Source organism: Pedobacter sp. KACC 23697, from assembly GCF_045348445.1.
Classification (GTDB): domain Bacteria; phylum Bacteroidota; class Bacteroidia; order Sphingobacteriales; family Sphingobacteriaceae; genus Pedobacter.
Window position 1 is genome coordinate 3,450,874 of sequence record NZ_CP157485.1, and the last position, 23,100, is coordinate 3,473,973.

18 protein-coding genes are annotated in these 23,100 nt (G+C 39.2%); 12 read left to right on the top strand and 6 right to left on the bottom strand.

What is annotated here, in order from left to right; translation table 11 throughout:
- Positions 1 to 544: 544 nt before the first annotated feature.
- On the bottom strand, positions 545 to 2,416 hold the full coding sequence (locus ABEG20_RS13725; protein WP_406823891.1) for a DNA topoisomerase IV subunit B: 1,872 nt from the start codon (positions 2,414 to 2,416) through the stop codon (positions 545 to 547).
- Positions 2,417 to 2,839: 423 nt separating this feature from the next.
- Here ABEG20_RS13725 and ABEG20_RS13730 point away from each other — a divergent pair, with 423 nt between their 5' ends.
- Both ABEG20_RS13730 and ABEG20_RS13735 read left to right on the top strand, forming a co-directional pair.
- Positions 2,840 to 4,177 carry an APC family permease gene (locus ABEG20_RS13730; protein ID WP_406823892.1) on the top strand — a complete coding sequence of 446 codons (1,338 nt, stop codon included), beginning with the start codon at positions 2,840 to 2,842 and terminating at the stop codon, positions 4,175 to 4,177.
- Positions 4,178 to 4,247: 70 nt separating this feature from the next.
- Positions 4,248 to 5,582 carry an MFS transporter gene (locus ABEG20_RS13735; protein WP_406823893.1) on the top strand — a complete coding sequence of 445 codons (1,335 nt, stop codon included), beginning with the start codon at positions 4,248 to 4,250 and terminating at the stop codon, positions 5,580 to 5,582.
- 91 nt (positions 5,583 to 5,673) lie between these two features.
- On the opposite strand, the gene ABEG20_RS13740 is transcribed toward ABEG20_RS13735, so the two are convergent.
- The 3 genes from ABEG20_RS13740 to ABEG20_RS13750 all read right to left on the bottom strand — a co-directional run bounded on the left by ABEG20_RS13740 (position 5,674) and on the right by ABEG20_RS13750 (position 10,985).
- Positions 5,674 to 5,841 carry a hypothetical protein gene (locus ABEG20_RS13740; RefSeq protein WP_406823894.1) on the bottom strand — a complete coding sequence of 56 codons (168 nt, stop codon included), beginning with the start codon at positions 5,839 to 5,841 and terminating at the stop codon, positions 5,674 to 5,676.
- Between the two features lie 186 nt (positions 5,842 to 6,027).
- Positions 6,028 to 7,740 (bottom strand): RagB/SusD family nutrient uptake outer membrane protein, encoded by a 1,713-nt coding sequence (locus ABEG20_RS13745; protein ID WP_406823895.1) that lies wholly within the window; start codon positions 7,738 to 7,740, stop codon positions 6,028 to 6,030.
- A 14-nt stretch (positions 7,741 to 7,754) separates the two neighbouring features.
- A complete protein-coding gene (locus ABEG20_RS13750; RefSeq protein ID WP_406823896.1) occupies positions 7,755 to 10,985 on the bottom strand; it encodes a SusC/RagA family TonB-linked outer membrane protein in 3,231 nt (1,076 codons plus the stop codon).
- A 584-nt stretch (positions 10,986 to 11,569) separates the two neighbouring features.
- Between ABEG20_RS13750 and ABEG20_RS13755 the strand changes: the two genes are divergently transcribed.
- On the top strand, positions 11,570 to 12,865 hold the full coding sequence (locus ABEG20_RS13755) for a DEAD/DEAH box helicase (protein ID WP_406823897.1): 1,296 nt from the start codon (positions 11,570 to 11,572) through the stop codon (positions 12,863 to 12,865).
- A gap of 289 nt (positions 12,866 to 13,154) precedes the next feature.
- On the opposite strand, the gene leuS is transcribed toward ABEG20_RS13755, so the two are convergent.
- Complete coding sequence (gene leuS / locus ABEG20_RS13760; RefSeq protein ID WP_406823898.1) at positions 13,155 to 15,983, bottom strand: leucine--tRNA ligase; 2,829 nt, start codon at positions 15,981 to 15,983, stop codon at positions 13,155 to 13,157.
- Positions 15,984 to 16,523: 540 nt separating this feature from the next.
- Positions 16,524 to 16,952 (bottom strand): hypothetical protein, encoded by a 429-nt coding sequence (locus ABEG20_RS13765; RefSeq protein WP_406823899.1) that lies wholly within the window; start codon positions 16,950 to 16,952, stop codon positions 16,524 to 16,526.
- A gap of 200 nt (positions 16,953 to 17,152) precedes the next feature.
- Between ABEG20_RS13765 and ABEG20_RS13770 the strand changes: the two genes are divergently transcribed.
- The 9 genes from ABEG20_RS13770 (at position 17,153) to ABEG20_RS13810 (ending at position 23,036) form a co-directional block, all read left to right on the top strand.
- Positions 17,153 to 18,031 carry an ABC transporter permease gene (locus ABEG20_RS13770; protein ID WP_090499014.1) on the top strand — a complete coding sequence of 293 codons (879 nt, stop codon included), beginning with the start codon at positions 17,153 to 17,155 and terminating at the stop codon, positions 18,029 to 18,031.
- On the top strand, positions 18,031 to 18,258 hold the full coding sequence (locus tag ABEG20_RS13775; RefSeq protein ID WP_406823900.1) for a DUF3098 domain-containing protein: 228 nt from the start codon (positions 18,031 to 18,033) through the stop codon (positions 18,256 to 18,258). The genes ABEG20_RS13770 and ABEG20_RS13775 overlap by 1 nt, the downstream gene beginning before the upstream one ends.
- Positions 18,259 to 18,297: 39 nt before the next feature.
- Positions 18,298 to 18,501: a DUF2281 domain-containing protein gene (locus tag ABEG20_RS13780; protein ID WP_406823901.1), complete on the top strand. Its 204-nt coding sequence runs from the start codon at positions 18,298 to 18,300 to the stop codon at positions 18,499 to 18,501.
- The gene (locus ABEG20_RS13785) at positions 18,501 to 18,887 is read left to right on the top strand and encodes a type II toxin-antitoxin system VapC family toxin (protein ID WP_406823902.1); all 387 of its coding nucleotides are present in this window, start codon (positions 18,501 to 18,503) and stop codon (positions 18,885 to 18,887) included. The genes ABEG20_RS13780 and ABEG20_RS13785 overlap by 1 nt, the downstream gene beginning before the upstream one ends.
- 17 nt (positions 18,888 to 18,904) lie before the next feature.
- Complete coding sequence (locus ABEG20_RS13790) at positions 18,905 to 19,699, top strand: undecaprenyl-diphosphate phosphatase (RefSeq protein WP_406823903.1); 795 nt, start codon at positions 18,905 to 18,907, stop codon at positions 19,697 to 19,699.
- 119 nt (positions 19,700 to 19,818) lie between these two features.
- Positions 19,819 to 20,550, top strand: coding sequence for a tRNA pseudouridine(55) synthase TruB (gene truB / locus ABEG20_RS13795; protein WP_406823904.1), 732 nt, complete (start codon positions 19,819 to 19,821; stop codon positions 20,548 to 20,550).
- Positions 20,547 to 21,407, top strand: coding sequence for a YitT family protein (locus ABEG20_RS13800; RefSeq protein ID WP_406823905.1), 861 nt, complete (start codon positions 20,547 to 20,549; stop codon positions 21,405 to 21,407). The genes truB and ABEG20_RS13800 overlap by 4 nt, the downstream gene beginning before the upstream one ends.
- 96 nt (positions 21,408 to 21,503) lie before the next feature.
- Positions 21,504 to 22,496 (top strand): bifunctional riboflavin kinase/FAD synthetase, encoded by a 993-nt coding sequence (locus ABEG20_RS13805; protein WP_406823906.1) that lies wholly within the window; start codon positions 21,504 to 21,506, stop codon positions 22,494 to 22,496.
- Between the two features lie 186 nt (positions 22,497 to 22,682).
- The gene (locus tag ABEG20_RS13810; RefSeq protein WP_406823907.1) at positions 22,683 to 23,036 is read left to right on the top strand and encodes a hypothetical protein; all 354 of its coding nucleotides are present in this window, start codon (positions 22,683 to 22,685) and stop codon (positions 23,034 to 23,036) included.
- Positions 23,037 to 23,100 lie beyond the last annotated feature (64 nt).

Consider the following 23,100-nt stretch of genomic DNA (forward strand, 5'->3'; position numbering starts at 1 on the left):
ATCACAACTATCATCCTGAACTTTTAAGTTTTTTTTCAAAAACGAGGTTATTTTGCTACTGCTTTCAAAAAGCTCAATAGCTGATTAATAAAAGCCTAAAAGATCTCTTCACTCCGCGTTGCTTCGGTCGAGATAACGATTCTTCTACTGGAGTCTGTCAAATGTAGTATCTGGTTCTAAGAATCTTTTCTACGAAAGCCCATTAACCAAAGAAGTCAAGTTTTAAAAACTTGACTTCTTTTATATGCGGGATTCAGGCAAAATGCCAAAACATGCTATCGTGAGGGATAATTTATTGGATAAAAATCAATATAAATGGACAGATATTAATGAAGTTGAATGGTGTCGAAGTATCGTCATTTCGACTGCAGCGGAGAAATCTTTTAAACTGGGTTTTAATAATTCGGTTGAAAAGATCTCTCCATTTCGCTACGCTACAGTCGAGATGACGATTTTTTCTGGGAGTCTGTCAATGTCGCAGAGTCGAAGGATCTTTTAATGCAAACCATCAGATTGGTCCGTGAAGACAGGATCCATAGATAAGCTAAGCTACTTCTTCCGTAATCACTTTAGGCTCTTCGGTTACCTCATCCTTCTCTATCCTTAAATTACGGATGATATGCTGCTGCCGGTCTGGGGTATTTTTGCCCATGTAATATTCTAACAGGCTTTTAATGGTTTGGTCTTTCAGAATAACAGGATCAAGCCTGATATCTTTTCCGATGAATAAACCAAACTCATCTGGTGAAATCTCACCCAGCCCTTTAAACCGGGTTATTTCCGGTTTGTTGCCCAGTTTTTCAATCGCGTTTTTACGTTCTTCGTCGCTATAGCAATAAATCGTTTCTTTTTTATTCCGAACCCTGAAAAGCGGTGTCTGCAAAATATAAACATGGCCAGCCTTTACCAGATCAGGAAAAAACTGCAGAAAAAATGTCATCATCAGCAAACGGATGTGCATGCCATCCACGTCAGCATCAGTAGCGATTACAATGTTGTTATAATGTAAGCCGTCCAGACCATCTTCAATATTTAAAGCGTGCTGTAGCAGGTTAAACTCTTCATTTTCGTAAACCACTTTTTTAGTCAGCTCGTAACAGTTAAGCGGTTTCCCCTTCAAACTAAATACCGCCTGGGTATCTACATCGCGCGATTTGGTAATTGAGCCAGAGGCTGAATCCCCTTCCGTAATAAAAAGGGTAGTTTCATAACGCTTTTCGTGGGTGGTATTAAAGTGAACTTTACAATCGCGTAATTTTTTATTATGTAGGGAAGCCTTTTTAGCCCTGTCGTTAGCCAGTTTTTTAATGCCCGCAATATCTTTACGCTCCCGCTCCGATTGCATAATCCTTTTTAACAGGGCATCGGCAACATCCGGGTTCTTGTGCAGATAATCATCCAGTTCTTTTTTAACAAAATCGTTGATGAAAGTAGCTACAGATGGCCCTTCCGGTCCCATATTCTGCGAACCCAGTTTGGTTTTGGTCTGCGATTCGAAAACGGGTTCCTGTACACGCACAGAAATGGCTGCAATAATAGATGAACGTACATCAGCTGCATCAAACTCTTTTTTGAAAAACTCGCGAACCGTTTTCACCACCGCTGCCCTAAAGGCCGCCTGGTGGGTACCACCCTGTGTAGTATGTTGTCCATTTACGAAGGAGTGGTAATCCTCGCCATATTGCTGCCCATGGGTCATGGCAATTTCGATATCGGGTCCAATCATGTGGATAATCGGGTACCTGATTTCCTCGGGTTTATTAAATTTAGAAAGCAGGTCATAAAGGCCTCTTTCCGAAAAATATTTCTGGTTATTAAAATTTATCGTTAAACCTGTATTTAAGAATACATAGTTCCAAACCATGCTTTCCACAAAATCGGGGATGTAATGATAATTTCTGAAAATACTTTCGTCCGGATAAAAAGTAATGGCGGTACCGTTGCGTTGCGTCGTATCAATTACCGGATTTTCGTTTACAATCTCCCCTTTAGAAAACTCTACTTTTTTGGTTTTTCCATCACGGTACGATTGAACGGTAAAACTGGTAGAAAGCGCATTAACGGCCTTTGTACCTACCCCGTTTAAACCTACCGATTTTTGGAAGGCATTGCTATCATACTTACCGCCGGTATTGATTTTGCTTACACAATCGATTACTTTGCCCAATGGAATACCCCGGCCATAATCGCGAACATTTACTTTTTGCTCGGACAGTGTAATTTCGATGGTTTTTCCGGTCCCCATTACAAACTCATCGATGGAGTTATCTACAATTTCCTTTAACAAAACATAAATACCATCATCCTGTGCAGAGCCATCACCAAGTTTGCCGATATACATCCCCGGGCGTAACCTGATATGCTCTTTCCAATCCAATGAGCGGATACTGTCGTCGTTATAAATTACTTCTGCCATAATGTGTTCATCTGTTCTTCAATGAAAAACCCTGCATTTTTTTTGATTTGCAAAGTGATGAAGAATTTGTAGAAATAACCCTGATGATTGAAATAAAAACATTTCAAAATAAGTTCCTCAGAATTATTATACAATAATAGATTTATTCTGTGAGGCAAACAAAAGAAAGTTTCAACATATAAACATGGAATATGTAAAATGGATAAGGGTACATAGCTTGATCGTAAATAGTGTGGAAGTTGATAAGCTCATGTTTTTATATGATGATTTGTCAATATCCCATAGGCTATTAGCCTGAGCGATCAAACTATGAACCAAAAGGCCATTAGCTATAAGTTATCTTCCCTCTTCCATCATCCATCTTCCATCTTCTATCTTTACATAATTTCCCTATCTTCATCACTTTATTTAATATCCTTATTGATGCAACAGAAAAAACAGCTTTCGCTCTTTGATTTATCCATGATTGTGGTAAGTTTAGTTATTGGGATGGGTGTTTTCCGTACCCCTGTAAACGTAGCTGCGAAAGCTCAAATTCCCGAATTGTTTTACCTGGCCTGGTTTACCGGTGGTTTTGTGGCTTTTTGCGGGGCATTAACTTATGCCGAAATCGGATCTCGCTTTCCGGTAACCGGCGGCTATTACAAAATCTTTTCGGTGGCGTACCATCCTTCCATTGCCTTTGCCATTAATTGTATTGTGATTATTTCAAGCGCCGCATCGGTAGCGGCCATATCTATTATTGGAGCAGAGTACCTGAGCAAGATTATATTACCACCGGCTATACAAACCGAAACATCCAGGGTAGCTATAGCCATAACCACCATTTTAGCATTTTATTTAATTAATCTGTTAGGCTTAAAAGCAAGTTCCAAAACGCAAAATATATTAACGGTCATTAAAATCGGGATGATTTTAATGCTCATCTGCGCGGTATTTTTTGGGAAACAAACAGAAAGTATTACGCCCGTTTTTAAAACCGCAACCGGTGCTTTACCTACCTGGTCTGATTATGGAAAAGCTTTGGGCTTATGTTTAATTGCCGTTTCTTTTTCTTACGCAGGTTATGCGCAAACCATCAACTTTGGCGGCGAAGTTAAAGAAGCTAAAAAAGTGATCCCACGTTCCATTATAACCGGCTTAACCATTATTGTGGTTCTTTACCTGGCCATCAACTATGTTTATGTAAAGGTAATCGGTTTCGAGGAATTAAAATCGGCAGAAAGTATTGCTGCAATATTAGCTTCAAAAATATTTGGCCCGGCAGGATTTAATGCACTTTCGATCATTATTTTCTTCTCGGTAATGGGTTATGTCAATGTAAACCTGTTGAGCAACCCAAGGGCCATGTTTGCCATGGGTGAAGAAGGTGCCCTGCCAAAAATATTTAGCAGGATGAATAAAAAAACAGAAGTAATTACCGTTAGTTTAACCTTTTTCACCTTGATTGCAGTGGTGATTATTTTCTATGCCAAAACCTTCGATAAAATTTTAAACTATACCATTTTTTTAGAGAGCATCAGTATGGCCAGTTCAGCAGCTACCATTTTTATTCTTCGAAAAAGAACAGCACATCTTGATAAAAAAACCATCTATACTGTTCCATTATATCCTATATTGCCTATCATATTTATTGCTGCTTATACTTTTGTTGCCTTCAGCATTTACGCTGATGATCAAAATGCAGCACTTAATGGTTTATATATTTTTGTTGGCTTTCTGTTCATCTATTTTGTGAGCAGGTGGTTTAATAAAAAATAGTTTATTCAGGATCCAAATCCCGCAGATTTTTAAAAACTGTGAGGTTTTGAAAAAAATTTAAAAAAAATTGATGAACAAAACACTCTCCTTAAAACAAGAAATTGCTTACGCCGCCGGTATGATTGGTTGGAGCACGATGACCAACATCATCATCGTCATGCTTCCCTATTTCTATCTGCCCCCAAGTAATGCTGGCTTACCACCTTTGGTGCCACAGCTTGTTTTGTTGGGTGCGTTTAACATCCTTTCTATTATTGCTGCCTCGGGCAGGTTGGTAGATGCCATTTACGATCCTTTCATTGCCTCCAGAAGCGATGCGAGTACCAATAAAAATGGTAGACGGATGCCTTTTATGAAATGGGCCATTATTCCGGCCATGCTTTTCTGCGGATTGGTTTTTTATCCCATCCAAAAAACGGAGAGCCTGCACAATGCCTGGTGGCTCACCATTACACTTTGTTTGTTTTTTATATCGGTTACCACGTATATCATTCCCTATAATGCTTTACTGGCTGAAGTAACCAACACACCCAGACAAAAAGTTAAGTTATCCAGCTACCAGCAGGTAGGTTTCGTTATCGGCATCATTTTATCGGCCTGCACCAACAACTTTGCCGATCTGGTTGAGGCTAATTTTCATGTAACCAACCGCAGCGAAGCTATTCAGGCAGCAATATGGGGTTTGTGCATCCTATCCGGATTGGTGATGTTGTTACCCGTATTTTTCATTAATGAAAAGGAATTTTCGGTAGCCAAACCTACGCACGTTCCGTTATGGCCAGCTATAAAAAGCACTTTTAAAAACAGTAATTTTAAATACTACCTGATATCTGATTTTGCCTTTTATACCGCACTAAGCATTATATCAAGTGGTTTATTATTCTTCTGTACGGTTTTATTGGGACTGCCAGAATCAGAAGGCGGCAAATTTATGGGTGCCATGGTACTGGCTTCTTTGTTATTTTATCCGCTGGTCAATTTTGGTTCGGCTAAAATTGGTAAAAAACCTTTTGTATTGCTTGCCTTTGGCGTGTTGTGCTTAATCTTCGTTACTATTTTCTTTTTAGGTAAATTACCGTTCGGACCATATACGCAGATTTACATTCTGGTATTATCGGCCTCTTTTCCGTTAGCAGCACTCGGCATTTTACCTACTGCAATTCTGGCCGATATTGCCCAGAGAGACACCCTTGAAACAGGTGAAAACCACGAAGGTATGTTCTTCGCTGTAAAATATCTTTTTGTAAAACTTGGTCAAACCCTGGGAATTGCCATTTTCGCTATGCTTACCATTTATGGTAAAGATCCTGGCAATGATTATGGATTAAGGTTAAATGGCGTGGTAGGTTTCGGGCTCTGCTTAATTGCGCTGCTGTTTTTCAGCAGATTTAAAGAAGAGAAATAGTTTTTGGATAGGAAAAGACACCAACTTATGAATAGCAAACAGTTGTAATATCTGGTTTCTTTTATGGAAAGCAATTTCTGTGCTGCTTCGGTTACTCCAGCCCCGCCCTCTGCTTAATCCCGATTAAAAGAAACTTGTAAATTAACCCATTCTTAATCGGGATAACGCTGTCGGTCGGGTTTATTTCACTACCGATAGTAGTATTATTTCCAGCCACCTGCCGCGCACCATAGCGAGATGCAATAATTTTTTTTTCCAAAAACAATAAGATTACTCAAGCGCCTTCATCCCTGCTGCAGCGCAACGAAATGCAGGGATTTTTTTATTTTTTTGTCCACATGAGATTTCCTCATGGCCTCCAGGCTTTGTATTTTTATGGCGCAAAATACATGGCGGAGCAATGTTTTGATCATCGCTCCGCTAATGTATTCCGTTATAAATTTGCCTAATATCCAGTGTTTTGTTTTAATGTACCCTTACTTCTGTCGATCTGATCTTGAGGTAAAGGAAAATAATCATCCCTGCTTTCGATGGTTATGCCCTTCAGGTAATCGAAATATCCACCTTCAAAGGAGAAATAACTTTCGAGCGTTTGTTTTACTATGCCCCAACGTACCAGATCGAAAAACCGGTGACCTTCCATAGCCAGCTCAAGCCTGCGCTCAAACCGCACTGCATTTCTGGCATAGGTATTATTTGGGAATGAAGTATACGGACTCACTTTATAGGCAGCAGCAGGTGCACCGTTTACTTGTTGTGGGCTAATTTTTGCAGCCCGGGCCCTCACAGCATTCACAAGCACTAAAGCTCTGGGCAAGTCGCCTTTTTCTACTGCACATTCTGCTGCCATGAGGTAAACATCACCCAGGCGGATCAGGTTTACATTTAATCCGGTTACATTGGTAGTACCTGGTGCGGTGCCACTGGCAATCTGCGAAGCTTCTATTGTATTTTTAACGGCAACAAAAGGTCCTCCGTTCGAGGCATCACGGATCCAGGTATCGCCAGCCATAATTCCCCAATCGCGGTATGGAACACCACGTCTGCCAATGGTCGATTCGATACGTGGGTCGAAAGGTAAGGTGTTATCCACTACATAATTGTCTTTTGCCGACCCCGTTAAACCAAAATCTGATTTATATGGGTTATTACGATAACTACCATCCAATAAAGGTAAACCGGTGATATCAACTTTGAAAGAATTGGCTAAATCAATTGATGGCTGAAAGAAACCGCAGCAGTTAATCGGGGTATTACCATAGGGGAAATTCAGGATATCGCCCACATTACCGTTATCTCCACCGGTACCATCGGTACCCACTGAGTGCTGAACAGACATAATGGTTTCCGGACCGTCTTCTTTGGTGATATCGAAATTATCTGAATAAGGCATGGTGGTTAAATCTGCCTTGGCCAAAATTACCGCATTTAAAAGATCGTAAGCTTCCGTATATTTTTTCTGATACAGGTAAACTTTCCCAAGATAAGCCTGTGCAGCATACTTATCAACCCTTCCTTTTTGATTTTTGGGTTTGGTTGTACTTAAATTATCTACAGCGTATTGAAGATCGGCTACAATATTAGGATAAATGTCTTTATCGTTAGGCACAAATGTACCACTGCTGGCCTCGGTTACATAGGGCACCATTTTAAATACCCTAACCAAAAAGAAATAGTAATGTGCACGCAATAAACGGGCTTCACCCTGAATTTCCCTGGCACGGGCATCGCCAAATTTGGCAGAGCCATTGCCTGCCTGTAAATTTGCCAGTATTTTAAGGGTATTATTACAGCGCTGAATACCTTCAAAACACCTGTCCCAAAGGTTTGATAAATTATCGTTTGTACTGGTTGGTGAATGTTGCTCAATGGCATTCATAGGGGGCTGATCGCCAACACTACTGCCTTTATGGGCATTATCTGAAGCTACCTCTCCAAACAACCATTGGCTCGGCGCAGCACCATAATTACCATAGGTTCCGTTTACATTACCATTGAGCAGGCTATACGCACCCACCAATAAACCCTCCACCCCATCTTGTGTCGTTAGCTGTGCTTCTGTAAGTTCGCCTTGCGGTTGCAGGTTCAAAAATTCTTTCTTACACGAGAAAGCTGAAAAGATCAGGAAGGAGAGCAGAATATATTTTATATGTTTCATCTTTATTCTTTTAATTAAAATCCAACATTAATACCGATTAAAAACTGACGTGGGGAAGGATAAACACCCTGATCTACGCCGGGCGCTGAAAAAGTATCCGTAATCTGGCTCACCTCCGGATCCATACCAGTATACTTCGTTATTGTAAATAAATTCGTTGCACTTACATAAACCCTCAATTTGCTGATGGGCGAATTTGCACCAAATGCTTTGGTGGTAGGGATTGAATAACCAAGTTGTATATTTTTTAACCTTAAAAAACTTCCATCCTGAATGTAATAGCTCGATGAAGCAAATTCCAGATCGGATGCACCTGCATAAGCAGATGGTATTAAACTGCCTGGATTTGAAGGACTCCATGCATTTAACAGCCTGGTACTTTTAGCACCATCGAAAGAAGGGAAATCTGTAAAATAGCGTGTGGCCTGAAAAATATCATTACCCTGAACACCATAAATAAATGCAGCAATATCAAAGTTTTTATAAGAAGCATTTAAGTTTACGCCAACGGTAAAATCAGGATTGGGATCTCCGATAATGGTCCGGTCTTTTGGATCAATTACCCCATCCCCATTAATATCCTGGTAGCGCAAACCACCAACCCTGGCACCTGCATAAGATGGATTGGCCTGGATATCGGCAGTGCTCTGGTAAATTCCTGCTGTTTTGTAACCGAAAAATGAACCAAATGGTGCACCTTCCTGCAGTACGCTGGTTTGTAAACTTCTGTAATTACCATAAATCTGGTTGAAAATACCAGGGGCTAACCTAACAATCTCATTTTTATTTTTAGAGAAATTTACACCAACATCAAACTTTAGCGGGCTGTTATCTTTGATTCCATAATGATAAGCCACATTAAACTCGATTCCCTTGTTGCTCATATCACCGATATTCACAAATGGTGAGCTACCTAAACCAACCACACTGGATGGTAAAGGAAGGTTATAAAGCATATCGGATGTTTTTTTGTTGTACCAATCTACCGATCCGTCTATTGCGCCTCCCCATAAACTAAAATCAAGTCCAATGTTCAGCGCTTTTAACGATTCCCACTTTACATCGGCATTTTGATAGGCATTCTGCCATACACCGGTAGTTAATCCGTTCGCACCACCAACAGCATATGCGGAGTTAATGATGGAACTTTGGAAACGGTTAATATACTGATAAGGCGGAATACGCTGATTTCCCGTCTGGCCATAACCTACACGGAGTTTTAAATCACTCAGCCATTTTACACTCTTCATAAATTCTTCTTCCGATAATCTCCAGGCCACACTTCCTGCCGGATAATTACCATATTTATTGTTCGGACCAAAGTTTGAAGAACCATCACGTCTGAAAGTAAGACTGGCCAGGTAACGGTCTTTATAAGAATAATCTACTTTTCCGAATACAGAAAATAGTGAGCCAATAGAGCCAAAACTGGTGTTGCTAATATTGGAAGAACCCGTACTCAGGTAATAATAATCCTGGTTGCCCAGAATAAAGAAATCATTTCTGCCTGCATTTAGCTGACGCGATCTGGATCTGATAGCTTCTGTACCAACCAAAACATTTAAACGATGTAGCTCGTTAAAAACCTTACTGTAATTCAAGGTATTGGTCCAGGTCCATTCGGTATTATATCCCTGGTACTCGTTCAGGTTATTAGAGTTATTGCCTTCGGAGAATTCCAGGTTTGGATAACGCATAGACAGGCCGTTAAAGTTTTCATAACGCAAACCAAAATTGGTTCTTAATACCAGACCAGGAAGGATATCGCCTTCAGCAAAAACATTTCCAAAGAAGAAGTTATTTTTGTTTTTATTGTCTTTTGCACGGTAAAGGAACGCGAGGGGATTTTCAGCATTTCCCAACTGGCTACCACGGCTACCTGCAAAATTCCCGGCAATATCATACACCGGGATAATGGTAGGTATACGATAGGCCCAACCCAATGCACTACCCTGATCCTGGTAACTACCTGGTGTATTGGGATTAACACCAAAACCAAAACCTTCAGAATAACTATATTGTGCATTTTCGCCGAAACGAACGTGCTTGTTAAAAGCAGATATACTTGTATTTGATCTTAAATTGTATCTTTTAAATCCGGTGTATTTGATGGTTCCTTTCTGATCAAGGTAACCACCTGAAAAAGCGTAGGTAGCATTTTCGCCACCACCAGCAGCGCTAATCTGGTAATTCTGTACCGGTGCCGATTCTGTAATCTCATCAAACCAGTTGGTACCTTCCTTATTAGCCCTTGTAATCTGGTAGAACAGATTAGGATCGCGGCTATAATTATATTTGGAAGGATCGGCGTCAGCAGCAGTAACATCCTGGCCTAATTTTGAACCTGCCACAAGATAATCGGGCAGTACCGGGGTTGGCCCCGAACCATAATTTTTACCGGCGGCAATTGTTTTACCAGCATTTTTATAGCCATCAAATACATACTGGGCATATTGCTGAGGGTTCATCATTTCAGGAAAACTGCCCTTACGCGGAGCTTGTGTACCATAATAAGAATCAAGCGTAATTTTTGGCAATCCTGTTACACCTTTTTTAGTGGTGATGATTACTACCCCATTATTGGCACGCGATCCGTAAATTGAGGCTGAAGAAGCATCCTTTAACACTTGCATGCTTTCGATATCATTTTGGTTGAGCCAGGATAGCTTACCTTCAAAAGGAACACCATCAATTACATATAATGGTTCGTTATTATTAATGGTACTGATACCCCTGATGCGGATCTGCGGCGTAGACCCCGGTGCACCATCGTTGATGATCTGTACCCCTGTAGCTTTACCCTGTAAAGCTTCTACCGCACTGGCGGCAGGCTGGGCTTTCAGCAGTCCCATACTTACAACAGCAACAGCACCCGTTAAATCCTTTTTACGCTGGCTCGAGTAACCGGTTACCACGACTTCAGACAATTTATTGTTTTCGGCAGATAACACAATAGAAAGATTGGTCTGACCGCCCAGAGCGACTTCCTTTGATGCATAACCGATAAAGGAAACCACCAGTACATCTGTAGTTTTTGCAGCAATAGAAAATGTACCATTTGCATCAGTCGTTGTGCCCCCAGGGCCATTCTTGATTTTTATCGTTGCCCCAACGATGGGTAGTTGATCATCACCGCCAATAACTTTACCGGTAATTTTTGATTGGGCCATTGCACCAAGTGCAAATAGCATTCCCAAACACAAGAGAAGAAAGCCCCTCCTGATACAGCATAAATTTTGTTTCATAGGTTTATATTGATTAGTTAAATAATTGCGTACTTATACTCCGATGCGATTTAGCTTCACAAGCCGAACAGCATCTGTTTATTTCAATCCGCTGACGATAAGTATTGAAGTAAGTTGATCTGCCTGATTATACTAATTCTGAAAAAAAGGCAGGTATGGAAGAATAGATTTCTCCTGTAGGTAAGTAGTTTTTTTCTCATAAATAGGTTGGTTAGATTAGTTTGCTAGTTGTTTTTATTTATGGTTTACATAACGGTATTTTCCAAAGTAAATAAGGCATTAGTGTAAAATATACACTTAAATAAAAATAAATATACATATAAAAATAATTATACTACAAATTATACACCCACAAAATACTAATTAAGAATAACATAATGTAATACAATTATTAGTTACGCGTAGTATAATGATGATTAAGATCTGCTTGATCAGAAAATATGTTCGTGGTATATTTTTTTGTATCTTTGCCGCCGAAGCAGGAATAAGGGCTTGCCATTCTGAATGGCATATTCTCTCCGCAAGTTAGTCCTTCAACCATTGATTGTTCTAGCTTCTTCAATAAATATTATACAAAAACATACATGTTATTTAAAGAATTAAACCTCATTGAGCCTATTTTAAAGGCCCTTGAGACCGAAGGTTATACACAACCTACACCCATACAGGAGCAATCCATTCCAACCATATTAAAAGGCAAGGATTTATTAGGCTGCGCACAAACCGGTACCGGAAAAACTGCTGCCTTTGCCATCCCAATGCTGCAGTTACTGCACGAAAAACACATTAATACAAAGGCCAACAAAAACATTAAAGCCCTGGTTTTAACGCCAACGCGCGAACTTGCCATCCAGATTGAAGATAGTTTCAAAGCTTACGGAAGTAATTTAAATCTGCGCCGTTTGGTAATTTTTGGTGGTGTAAACCAACACGCACAGGTAGAAGCCCTGAGAAAAGGTGTTGATATTTTAGTGGCCACACCAGGCCGTTTATTAGATTTAATGAACCAGGGTTTCATCAGTCTAAATACCATCGAACTTTTCGTATTAGATGAAGCCGACCGCATGTTGGATATGGGCTTTATTCACGATGTGAAAAAAGTAGTGGCTAAATTACCAGCTAAACGCCAGACTTTATTTTTCTCGGCAACCATGCCGGATGAAATCCAGAAATTGGCCAATACCATCTTATCTAGTCCGACGAAAGTAGAAGTGACCCCAATTTCTTCTACAGCCGAAACCATTGTGCAATCGGTTTATTTTGTAGACAAACCAGATAAAAAGAAATTATTGATCCATCTTCTTGAAGATAAAAATATCCAGACAGCCCTGGTTTTTACGCGTACCAAACATGGTGCAGACCGTATTGTTAAGGATTTAGCCCATGCGGGGATCAAAGCGGCGGCTATTCATGGTAATAAATCGCAAAATGCCAGACAAAGGGCATTAACTGATTTTAAAGATAGAAAAATCCGTGTTTTGGTTGCCACCGATATTGCTGCACGTGGTATTGATATTGATCAGCTATCACATGTGTTCAATTTTGAATTGCCAAACATTCCTGAATCTTATGTACACCGGATTGGCCGTACCGGCCGTGCCGGTGCAAATGGTATTGCCATTTCGTTCTGTGATGCTGAAGAAAACGAATACCTGTTGGATATCCAGAAACTGATTAAAATTACGCTTCCGGTTGTAGACGATCATCCTTATCCATTAAGCTGGGAAAATATGCTGGCCAAAAACCAGGTTAAACGTAAACCGCAGGCACAATCTAAAGGTGGTGGCGGTAAAAAAACCGGCGATGGTAATATGAGCGGCAAACCACGTAATGCCAGCAACAACAGGAGATTTGGCGGGAATAGACGGAAGAGAGACTAGTAAGGCTGAAGGCTAGAAGGCTTAAAACCCAATCTCAAAATAACTTAATAAAACCCAAGTTTTAAAATACAGCTTGGGTTTGTTTTTTATATTAATAGTGCTTAAGTGTCGCGTCATTAATCACATCATTTTGAATGATAATGCAATACGCTTTAAGATTCCCGCCTGCGCGGGAATGACGATACCATTATATAAAAACCCGGATTACGAAACGTAACCCGGGTTTTTATATTTCTAGCTTAGGCAAGCGCAAGGAAAACCCTCTGCCCTAAACCTTCCGCCCTCTACCTTAAACCACCACATTAATAATCTTCCCTTTAACGAAAATGATTTTTTTGGTTGGTTTTCCATCTAAAAATTTCTGGAACTGCTCATCAGCCAATAAAATGGCTTCTGCTTCTGGTTGCGCTAAAGTTAAGCTCAAATTCAGGTTCATTTTCATCTTACCGTTGATGGAAACCGGATAAGCAAACTCATCTTCTACTAAATACTCCGGATTGAATTTCGGGAAAGCAGCATATGATAAAGTTCCTGCTTCATTTCCTAACAATACCCAAAGTTCTTCGCAGATATGCGGTGCATAAGGAGAAAGAATAATCACCATATCTCGCAAAACCTGGCGGTTTTTACATTTCAGATCGGTTAATTCGTTTACCGCAATCATAAAACTCGATACAGAAGTGTTGAATGAGAAACGCTCGATATCGTCCTGCACCTTTTTAATGATTTTGTGTAATGATTTCAGTTCTGCCTTGGTAGGTTCAGCATCAGAGATGGTGAATTCCCATGACTCGTTGTGGAATAACCTCCAGAATTTACGCAAGAACTTAAATACACCTTCAATACCATTGGTATTCCAGGGTTTGCTTTGCTCCAACGGACCTAAAAACATCTCGTACATACGCAAAGTATCAGCACCATAACGCTCAATCAAATCATCGGGGTTAACCACGTTGAACTTTGATTTCGACATTTTTTCTACCTCAACACCGCAGATGTATTTTCCACCTTCCAGGATAAATTCTGCATTGGCATATTCTTCCCTCCAGGCTTTGAATTTCGTAAGGTCTAAAGTATCGTTCTCTACAATATTTACGTCAACGTGCAAGGCAGAGGTTTTATATTCTTTTCTTAAACCAGCGGATACATAAGTATTGGTAGGTTTTCCATTCTCATCGTTAACGCGGTAAACAAAATTACTCCTCCCCTGGATCATTCCCTGGTTAATCAGTTTTTTGAAAGGTTCTTCTTCTTTGGTATAACCCAAATCTTTCAAAAATTTATTCCAGAAACGGCTGTACAATAAGTGGCCGGTTGCATGTTCAGAACCACCGATGTACAAATCAACATCTTTCCAGTATTCAACCGCTTCTTTTGACGCAAAATCGTTATTGTTATTGGCATCCATGTAACGGTACCAGTACCAGCTGCTTCCTGCCCAACCCGGCATGGTGCTTAATTCATAATGTCCACCGTCTTTTGGCAACCAGTTTTCTGCCCTGGCCAATGGTGGTTCGCCTGTTTCAGTAGGTAAATATTTATCAATTTCAGGAAGCAACAGTGGTAATTCTTCTTCTTTAACCAGATAAGGTAATCCATCTTTAAAATAAACCGGAATCGGTTCACCCCAATAACGCTGGCGGCCAAAAATCGCATCACGCTGACGGAAGTTTACCTTTGCCTTGCCTGCACCACGCTGTTCTAACCAGTTATTTAAAAAGGCAACGGCCTCTCTGTATTCCATTCCGTTAATGAAACCAGAATTGATATATTTTCCTTCTTTAGTTGGGTCTGCCTGTACATCAATATCTTTTTGTGCATCTAAAATCTGTACAATTGGCAAATTAAAATGTTTCGCAAATAGCCAGTCGCGTTGATCGCCACTAGGAACCCCCATTACTGCACCAGTTCCATACCCTGCCAATACGTAATCAGCAATCCACAACTGCACGCGCTCGCCACTTACCGGATTAATCACATAAGTACCCGTAAAAGCACCAGATACCGTTTTGGTATCGGCCATGCGGTCTAACTCCGATTTCTTTTTTGTTAAAGCAATATAATCTTCAACAGCCTGTTTTTGTTCAGGCGTGGTTAATTCGGCAACCCACTCATGTTCCGGAGCCAAAACCAGGTACGAAACACCAAAAATGGTATCAACACGGGTGGTGAAAACCTCAATATATTTATCAGTTTTCGGTTCCGAGTTTTCAGTTTCTTCCACTGCCAACTGCGAATTGTCAACTGCAAACTTTACAGATGCCCCTACACTCTTGCCGATCCAGTTGCGTTGCATTTCTTTAACCGGTTCCGGCCAATCTATGGTATCTAAACCTTGTAAAAGCCTGTCTGAATAAGCGGTAATCCGCATACTCCACTGCATCATTTTCTTTTGCTCAACCGGGAAACCGCCACGCTCAGAGAAACCATCTTTCACTTCATCATTGGCTAAAACCGTTCCTAACGCAGGGCACCAGTTTACGGTACTCTCCCGAAGATAGGTTAAGCGGTATTTTAGCAATTCAATCTGTCTTTCTTCTTCGGTAAAGGTTGCCCAATCACTGGGCAAAAATACCCTGGTATCTTCATCACAAACTGCTTTTACATCGGCAGTGCCTGAAGCATTAAATTTTTCGATCAGTGTGCCAATATCTTCAGCCCTATCGTTTTCGATGTTGTACCAGGAGTTGAACAACTGCATAAAAATCCATTGGGTCCACTTATAATACGATGGTTCGCTGGTACGTACTTCCCTGCTCCAATCGAAAGAAAAACCAATCTGGTCTAACTGCCTGCGGTAGGTTGCAATATTAGCCTCAGTGGTAATGGCCGGATGTTGTCCGGTCTGTATCGCATACTGCTCTGCTGGTAACCCGAACGAATCGTAACCCATAGGATGCAGTACGTTAAAGCCTTTAAGGCGCTTATATCTTGAAAAAATATCTGATGCAATGTAACCCAGCGGGTGACCAACGTGTAAACCTGCTCCTGATGGATAAGGAAACATATCTAACACATAGTATTTTGGTTTCTCAGAATTGCTTTCGGCTTTAAATGTTTGATGATCTGCCCAGAATTTCTGCCACTTTTGTTCTATTTCTTTGAATTGGTAATCCATTGCAAGTTTTAAATGTTTAAAGGGGCGAAAATACGGAAATTAAGGGGCTTAAAAAAGCAGATTCAGGATAATATTTACCAGATAGACATGCAGAATAAGAATAAGTTAAGACTAAAATCTGCAATTCTTTCGTGTAGTCAGATGTTTCCATCTGACTATCGGAGCATTCAAGATAAGTGAAATCTTAATTATGTTTTGTTAGTTGGAACAACTGAAAGCACAATAATTTAATACCTAAATATTGATTTACCCATCAAAAATGATTTTCTATTAAAAGAATGTATCATAGAATACGGAATTGTCATCCTGAGCTTGTCGAAGGACCTGACTTAAATATCTTACGAAGCGTTTCGACAGGCTCAACGTGACAAATTCAAAGTAGATTAAGATTATGATAAACCTTTGCCATCAAGGTAAATCTTTATTTGCTATTCGGTGTAAGTTCGTAAAACCCGATACCAAAGCTTCTATCCAAAACCACAAAAAAGCGCCATTGATCTAAAAACCAATGGCGCAGCAAATAATCGGGGGATTAAGTTCTTATCTTGATAAAGAATATACTTTAGTTACGTTTGTTTTATCGATTTTAGCAGTAAACTCTAATTTGTTTGCGGTAATACTATTTATCCTACAATAATTTAATCCATCGTTAATATCCATGCTAAACTGATCAGAATAGATAATCACATAAGTACCTATGGTTCTGTTTCCTGATAAACTCAACTCTACCTGATCATCATTATTCGGCTTAAAATCAATATAATCACTTGTGGTACCATAGTTAACCGTTCCGTTTACCTTTTTTGGATCTTTTAATGTTTCTTCAGCGGTGTAACCGGAAGTTACAACTTTATTTAATGTCCATCTGCCTAACATTTGCGCTTTTAAAGATGTGCTGTCTTTTTTGCATGATATAAACGTAGAGGCGATAAGTAAGAATAGGCTCAGAATGGTAATTTGTCTTTTCATAGTTAAATTTAGTTTTAAGATATCCATAATTAACGCCGTTTTATCAAATTTCGTACCGTACTTAGAAAAAGAATCCGATTTACGGAAGAATTTAATCTTCAAACTAAAAGCCGTCCGCATACGTTAGTATTCATTTAGCAATCATTAATTGGTGTTTATCAGGTATAATTTATATTTTCGCAGAAACAAAAATGAAATACATGGAAGAATTCGAAGTAAGTGATGCATCTAAAAAAACCAAAACCGTTTATATCTCTACTATCATCAGTATTGCATTGGTTTTATTAATGCTGGGATTACTTGGTTTAGTACTTGTACATGCCAAAAATCTATCTAACTACGTTAAGGAAAACATTGTTTTAAACATTATTGTTGATGAAGGCGCAAAAGAAGCCGATGTTTTGGCTTTCCAAAAAGAGCTAAATGCCAACCCGGCGGTAAAGCAGACCCAATACGTAAACAAAGAACTTGCTGCCAGAAATTTAACCCAGGATTTAGGTGAGGATTTTGTTAATTTCTTAGGATACAACCCGCTAACTTCTACCTTCGATGTATATTTAAAAGCAGAATATGCAAACAATAAAAGTATAGATGCCTTAAAAACAAGTATTTCTAAAAATCCTGTAGTTAAAGAAGTGGTTTACCAAAGCTCTTTAATTGATATGGTAAATAAAAACATCAACACCATCGGGTTAATTATCTTGGCATTTGCAGCACTATTGTTAATTATTTCTATTGCACTGATTAACAACACCATAAGGCTGGCAATCTACTCCCAGCGCTTTTTAATTAAAAGTATGCAGCTGGTTGGTGCAACGAAAAATTTTATCCGACGTCCTTTTTTACTGTATGCTGCTTTGCACGGGTTAATTGCTGCTTTTATAGCCATTATTATTTTATTGGCCACTTTAATTTATGCCCGCAAAGAGGTGCCTGAAATTATTATTTTAAATAACTACCAGGAATTTGGTTTTGTTTTTATAGGCCTTTTAATTGTGGGTATTTTTATAACAGGCATTAGTACATGGTTTGCAGTAAGCAGATATTTACGTTTAAAATCTTATCATCTTTATAGATAATGGCAGAAAAAAAAACAGGTCCGGTTGTAAAGGACGTTAAAAGCGAATTGGTTTTTACCAAAAAAAATTACCAGTTATTGTTAATCAGCATGGCAATTGTAGCAGTTGGTTTTATCCTGATGATGGGCACCACTGGTAATATTTACGATTTCAGAAGAACTTTATTGGCTCCATTGGTAGTATTGGCTGGTTTTGCTTTTGGTATTTATGCCATTTTAAAAAAATAAATGTTTTGTATTCAGTAAAGTGTTTTTTAACTTTATAATATGACAACAACAAATTTGCAGATTGAAATTAATTCGCTTCCCCTAAATCTCAGGCAGGAAGTTGCAGACTTTGTTGAATTCTTAAAAACAAAACACAAAAATAAGCCGAAATTGAAATCACGTGAGGTTGGGTATGCAAAAGGTAAGATCAAACTATCTGATGATTTTGACGAACCATTAGAAATGTTTGCTGATTATATTTAATGGCTTATCTATTAGATACCCATACCTTTTTATGGTTGGTAGCAGATGATGATCAATTACCGGTTTCAGTTAAAAAACGGCTATCTGATATTAATGTGCCCTGCTTCTTAAGCATTGCTTCTTATTGGGAAATTGCCATTAAAAAACAGATTGGAAAGCTCGATTTAAAAATTGGTTTTGAAGAGCTTTTTAGATTTTCAGAAAGAAATCAGATTGAGATTGTTTCCATTAATGAAACCCATCTTACGACATTGCTAAACCTCGAATTTATTAATAATGATCCTTTTGATCGGATTATTGTATCACAAGCCGTTTCAGAAGATTTGGTATTGATTTCAAGAGATAAAAAATTAAAAAACTACAAAGTAAAATTGCAGTGGGAATAACCCATTAACGAAATAATATGAACGCTTTTGAAGCCATTGTCCTCGCCATTGTTGAAGGATTAACTGAATTTTTACCAGTATCGAGCACTGGCCACATGATCATTGCATCATCGCTTATGGGCATTGCATCAGAACCATTTGTAAAACTTTTCACTATTGTCATCCAGCTCGGCGCAATACTTTCGGTAGTTGTACTGTATTTTAAAAGATTCTTTAAATCCATCAACTTCTATATTAAATTGCTCGTAGCCTTTATTCCCGCGGCGGTATTTGGCTTGTTATTGAGCAAAAAAATAGATGAACTATTGGAAAGCCCGATGGCGGTTGGTATTTCGCTGTTAATTGGTGGTATTATCTTATTATTTGTCGACAAATGGTTTAATAAACCAACTATTAATGAAGAGGAAGAAATAACCTATCTAACAGCGCTTAAAATAGGTTTCTTCCAATGTATTGCCATGTTGCCAGGTGTATCTCGTTCAGGCGCAACTATTGTAGGGGGTATGAGTCAGAAATTAAGCAGAAAAGTAGCGGCAGAATTCTCGTTTTTCCTGGCCGTACCAACGATGTTTGCGGCAACGGCCAAAAAGCTGTACGATTTCTATAAAGAAGGGCACACCATTACCCACGATCAAACCAATATGTTGATTATCGGAAATGTAGTGGCATTTATTGTAGCACTTCTGGCGATAAAGAGTTTTATCGGATACCTGAACAAACATGGCTTTAAAGTTTTTGGATGGTACAGGATTGCTGCAGGTTTAATCATTATCATCCTGTTGCTGAGCGGACATAACTTACAGATTATATAATCCAGGATAATATTAACCACAGATTTACACGGATGATGATCTGTGTACATCCTTTTTATCTGTGTTTAAAAAAATGAAGTAAACCACATTGAATCCGTATCTTTGCGCAAAAAAGATTTGTGAGTACCGAAAATCCTAAATTCAAAGATTTCAATTTTGCCGAAGGCGAATTGCTTTTAATTAATAAACCGTACAAATGGACTTCATTTGATGTGGTTGGCAAAATCCGTAATTCTTTAAAACCACTAAAATTAAAGGTTGGCCATGCGGGCACTTTAGATCCCCTTGCTACTGGCCTGTTGATTATCTGTACCGGCAAGCTGACTAAACAGATCGATACTTTTCAGGCTGAAGAGAAAGAATATACCGGCACCATGATTTTAGGTGCTACTACCCCATCATTCGATATGGAAACCGAGGTTGATGAAATTTTTGAGATCAGCCACATTACTGAAGAAGAAATTTATGCGGCCTGCAAACCTTTTATTGGCGATATAGAACAATATCCGCCTGCGCATTCGGCAGTGAAGGTAAATGGCGAACGTTTATATGTAAAAGCAAGATTAGGTGAAGAGGTTGAATTACGTAAACGTTTTGTAAGCGTTCCGGAATTTGAAATTACACGGATCGAACTGCCAGAAATCGATTTCCGGATTGTTTGCAGCAAAGGCACCTATATCCGTTCATTAATATCCGATTTTGGCAAAACTTTAAACAACGGCGCTTATCTTTCTAAATTAACCCGCACCAGAAGCGGAAATTTTTTACTGAAAGATGCATTTGAGGTATTAGAACTTGTTAATTATATTCGTAGCAAGAAAGAAGAAGCTAAAACTGAAGCACAAATATGAACCACATCAAAAACAGGAACACCAGGTTTATAAAAGAAATCCTTTTAATTATTGCAGGTGTAACTTCGGCATGTTTTGGGTTAAAAAGCTTTTTAATGCCTAGTCATTTCATTGATGGTGGTGTTACCGGTATCTCCCTTTTGGTAAGCACCCTAACAGGCTGGAATTTATCATACCTTATTGCCATCATCAATATTCCGTTTGTTATTCTAGGCTACAGGCAGATTGGTAAGGGTTTTGCCTTTAAAACTGCTATTGCCATTGCTGCACTCTCACTGGCGTTAATCATCCTTCCGTTTCAGCCCATTACGCACGATAAGTTGCTGATTGCATTTTTTGGCGGTTTGTTTTTAGGTGGCGGAATCGGGTTGGCCATGCGTGGTGGCTGTGTAATTGATGGCACAGAGGTGTTAGCGCTTTACATCAGTAAAAACAGCATTTTAACCGTCGGCAATATCATCCTGATTTTAAATATCATTATTTTTGCTTTCGCAGCTTATTTCTTAAACATCGAAACGGCGCTATATGCCATTCTAACCTATTTATCGGCATCGAGCACTATCGATTTCATTGTAAACGGACTGGAACAGTATACGGGCGTAACGGTAATTTCAGACCATCAGGAAGACATCAAAGCGTTCATCATTAACGAAATGAAACGTGGTGTAACCATTTATAAAGGCGAAGGAGGCTACGGAGAAAAAAACGATATCGATATTATTTTTACCGTTGTGACCAAACTAGAGATGAGCAAATTACAAACAGCCATCAGGCAGATTGATCCGGATGCCTTTGTAATCCAACAACAAATTGCCGATTTAAAAGGCGGGGTGGTTAAACGCCATGCTTTACATTAATAACAGAAATTTGGGCATGCCCCTAAGCTATGCAAAGGGTCGGGATGGAAGCCATATCCCTCATGCAAAACCCACACCAATAAATAGATTTTACCATTGAAGATATACAATAACCTTTCGGATTTTAAAAAATTAAATAATGCCATTGTTACCATTGGCACTTTTGATGGTGTGCATTTCGGACATCAAAAAATCATCAAACAACTGGTACAAAAGGCAAAGGCAGATAATGGTGAAAGTGTTATACTAACTTTTTTCCCACATCCGAGAATGATTATCGATCCTGAAAACCAGGATCTGAAAATGATTAATACCATTAATGAAAAAGCAGAAATTTTAAAGGGTTTAGGCGTAGATCATTTGATTATTACCCCTTTTACCCGCGATTTCTCCAATCAGCTACCTGAAGATTACATTAAAAATACCTTGGTTGATCATATAGGCACCAGGCACATCATTATCGGATACGATCACCGTTTTGGTAAAGACCGCTCTGGCAATTTAAACATTTTAAAAGCTGCCGGCTCGCATTTCGGTTTCACTGTTGAAGAAATTATGGAACAGGATATTCATGATGTGGCAGTAAGTTCAACCAAGATCCGGCAGGCACTTTTGGCCGGCGATGTTGGGCTCGCCAATGATTACCTGGGTTATCCCTTTTCCATCTTTGGCAGGGTAATTAAAGGCGATAAAATAGGCAGAACAATTGGCTTCCCGACCGCAAATATTTTTGTTGAGGAAACGTATAAATTAATTCCAGGCGATGGCATTTACGCGGTTACAGTTGAAATGGAGTCCGAAGTCCGGAGTCTGAAGTCCGAAATCGATATTTCCAACCTTCTACCTTCAACCCTTAGCCCTCAACCTTACAAAGGTATGGCCTATATCGGGCAGCGTCCAACCATTAATGGGATGACGAGGAATATCGAAGTAAACATTTTTGATTTTAACCAGGAAATCTATGGGCAGGACATCAAGATGAATTTCTTAAAATTTCTCCGTCACGATGTAAAATTTACCGGGTTAGCAGCGCTGACCGTTCAATTGCAAAAAGATAAAGAAGCTACGCTAGATTATTTTAATGAATAAATTATTTTCCAGTTTATCCTAGTGGGCCCTCATCTCAACTGAAACGGAGTGGCATGTTGGGATCTATTTAGTGGGTTTCTCTGCTTCGTTGTGTTCCGCTCAAAACGACGCCCTTTTTGATGCCTAACCACCTTTTTTATCCGTTTATCCTTTCAAAAAAGCCTTATTTTAGCTATATTAGCAGCAATGAGGCTTTTTTACATCATTTTATTGCTATCCATCTCGATAAATTTTGCGGGTATCGCTTCGCAACAAAAAAGAAATGATGCCGCGTTAAAAAACACTAAAATCAGTTTCTTTTCCTGCAAAAAAAACACCAAATACCATTCCGGTTTTAATCAGGATAACGAAAGCCTGCAAAGAGATTTTATTCATGTTTCCATTGTAAAAATATCTTCCGGTGCTTTTGTACTGACCAGTCTTTTGCTATTCCTTATTTTTAAGAACAAAACCATCAATACCAAAGTTGTCATCAAAAGGTTAAAGTATAACTACTGGTATTTATTCAAGATGCTTTATCCAAAACACGTTTTTTGGTAAATCAATCAATTATACGGCTGTGGGCTAACATCACAACGTGCCACTGCATCAGCCAAATTAAAAT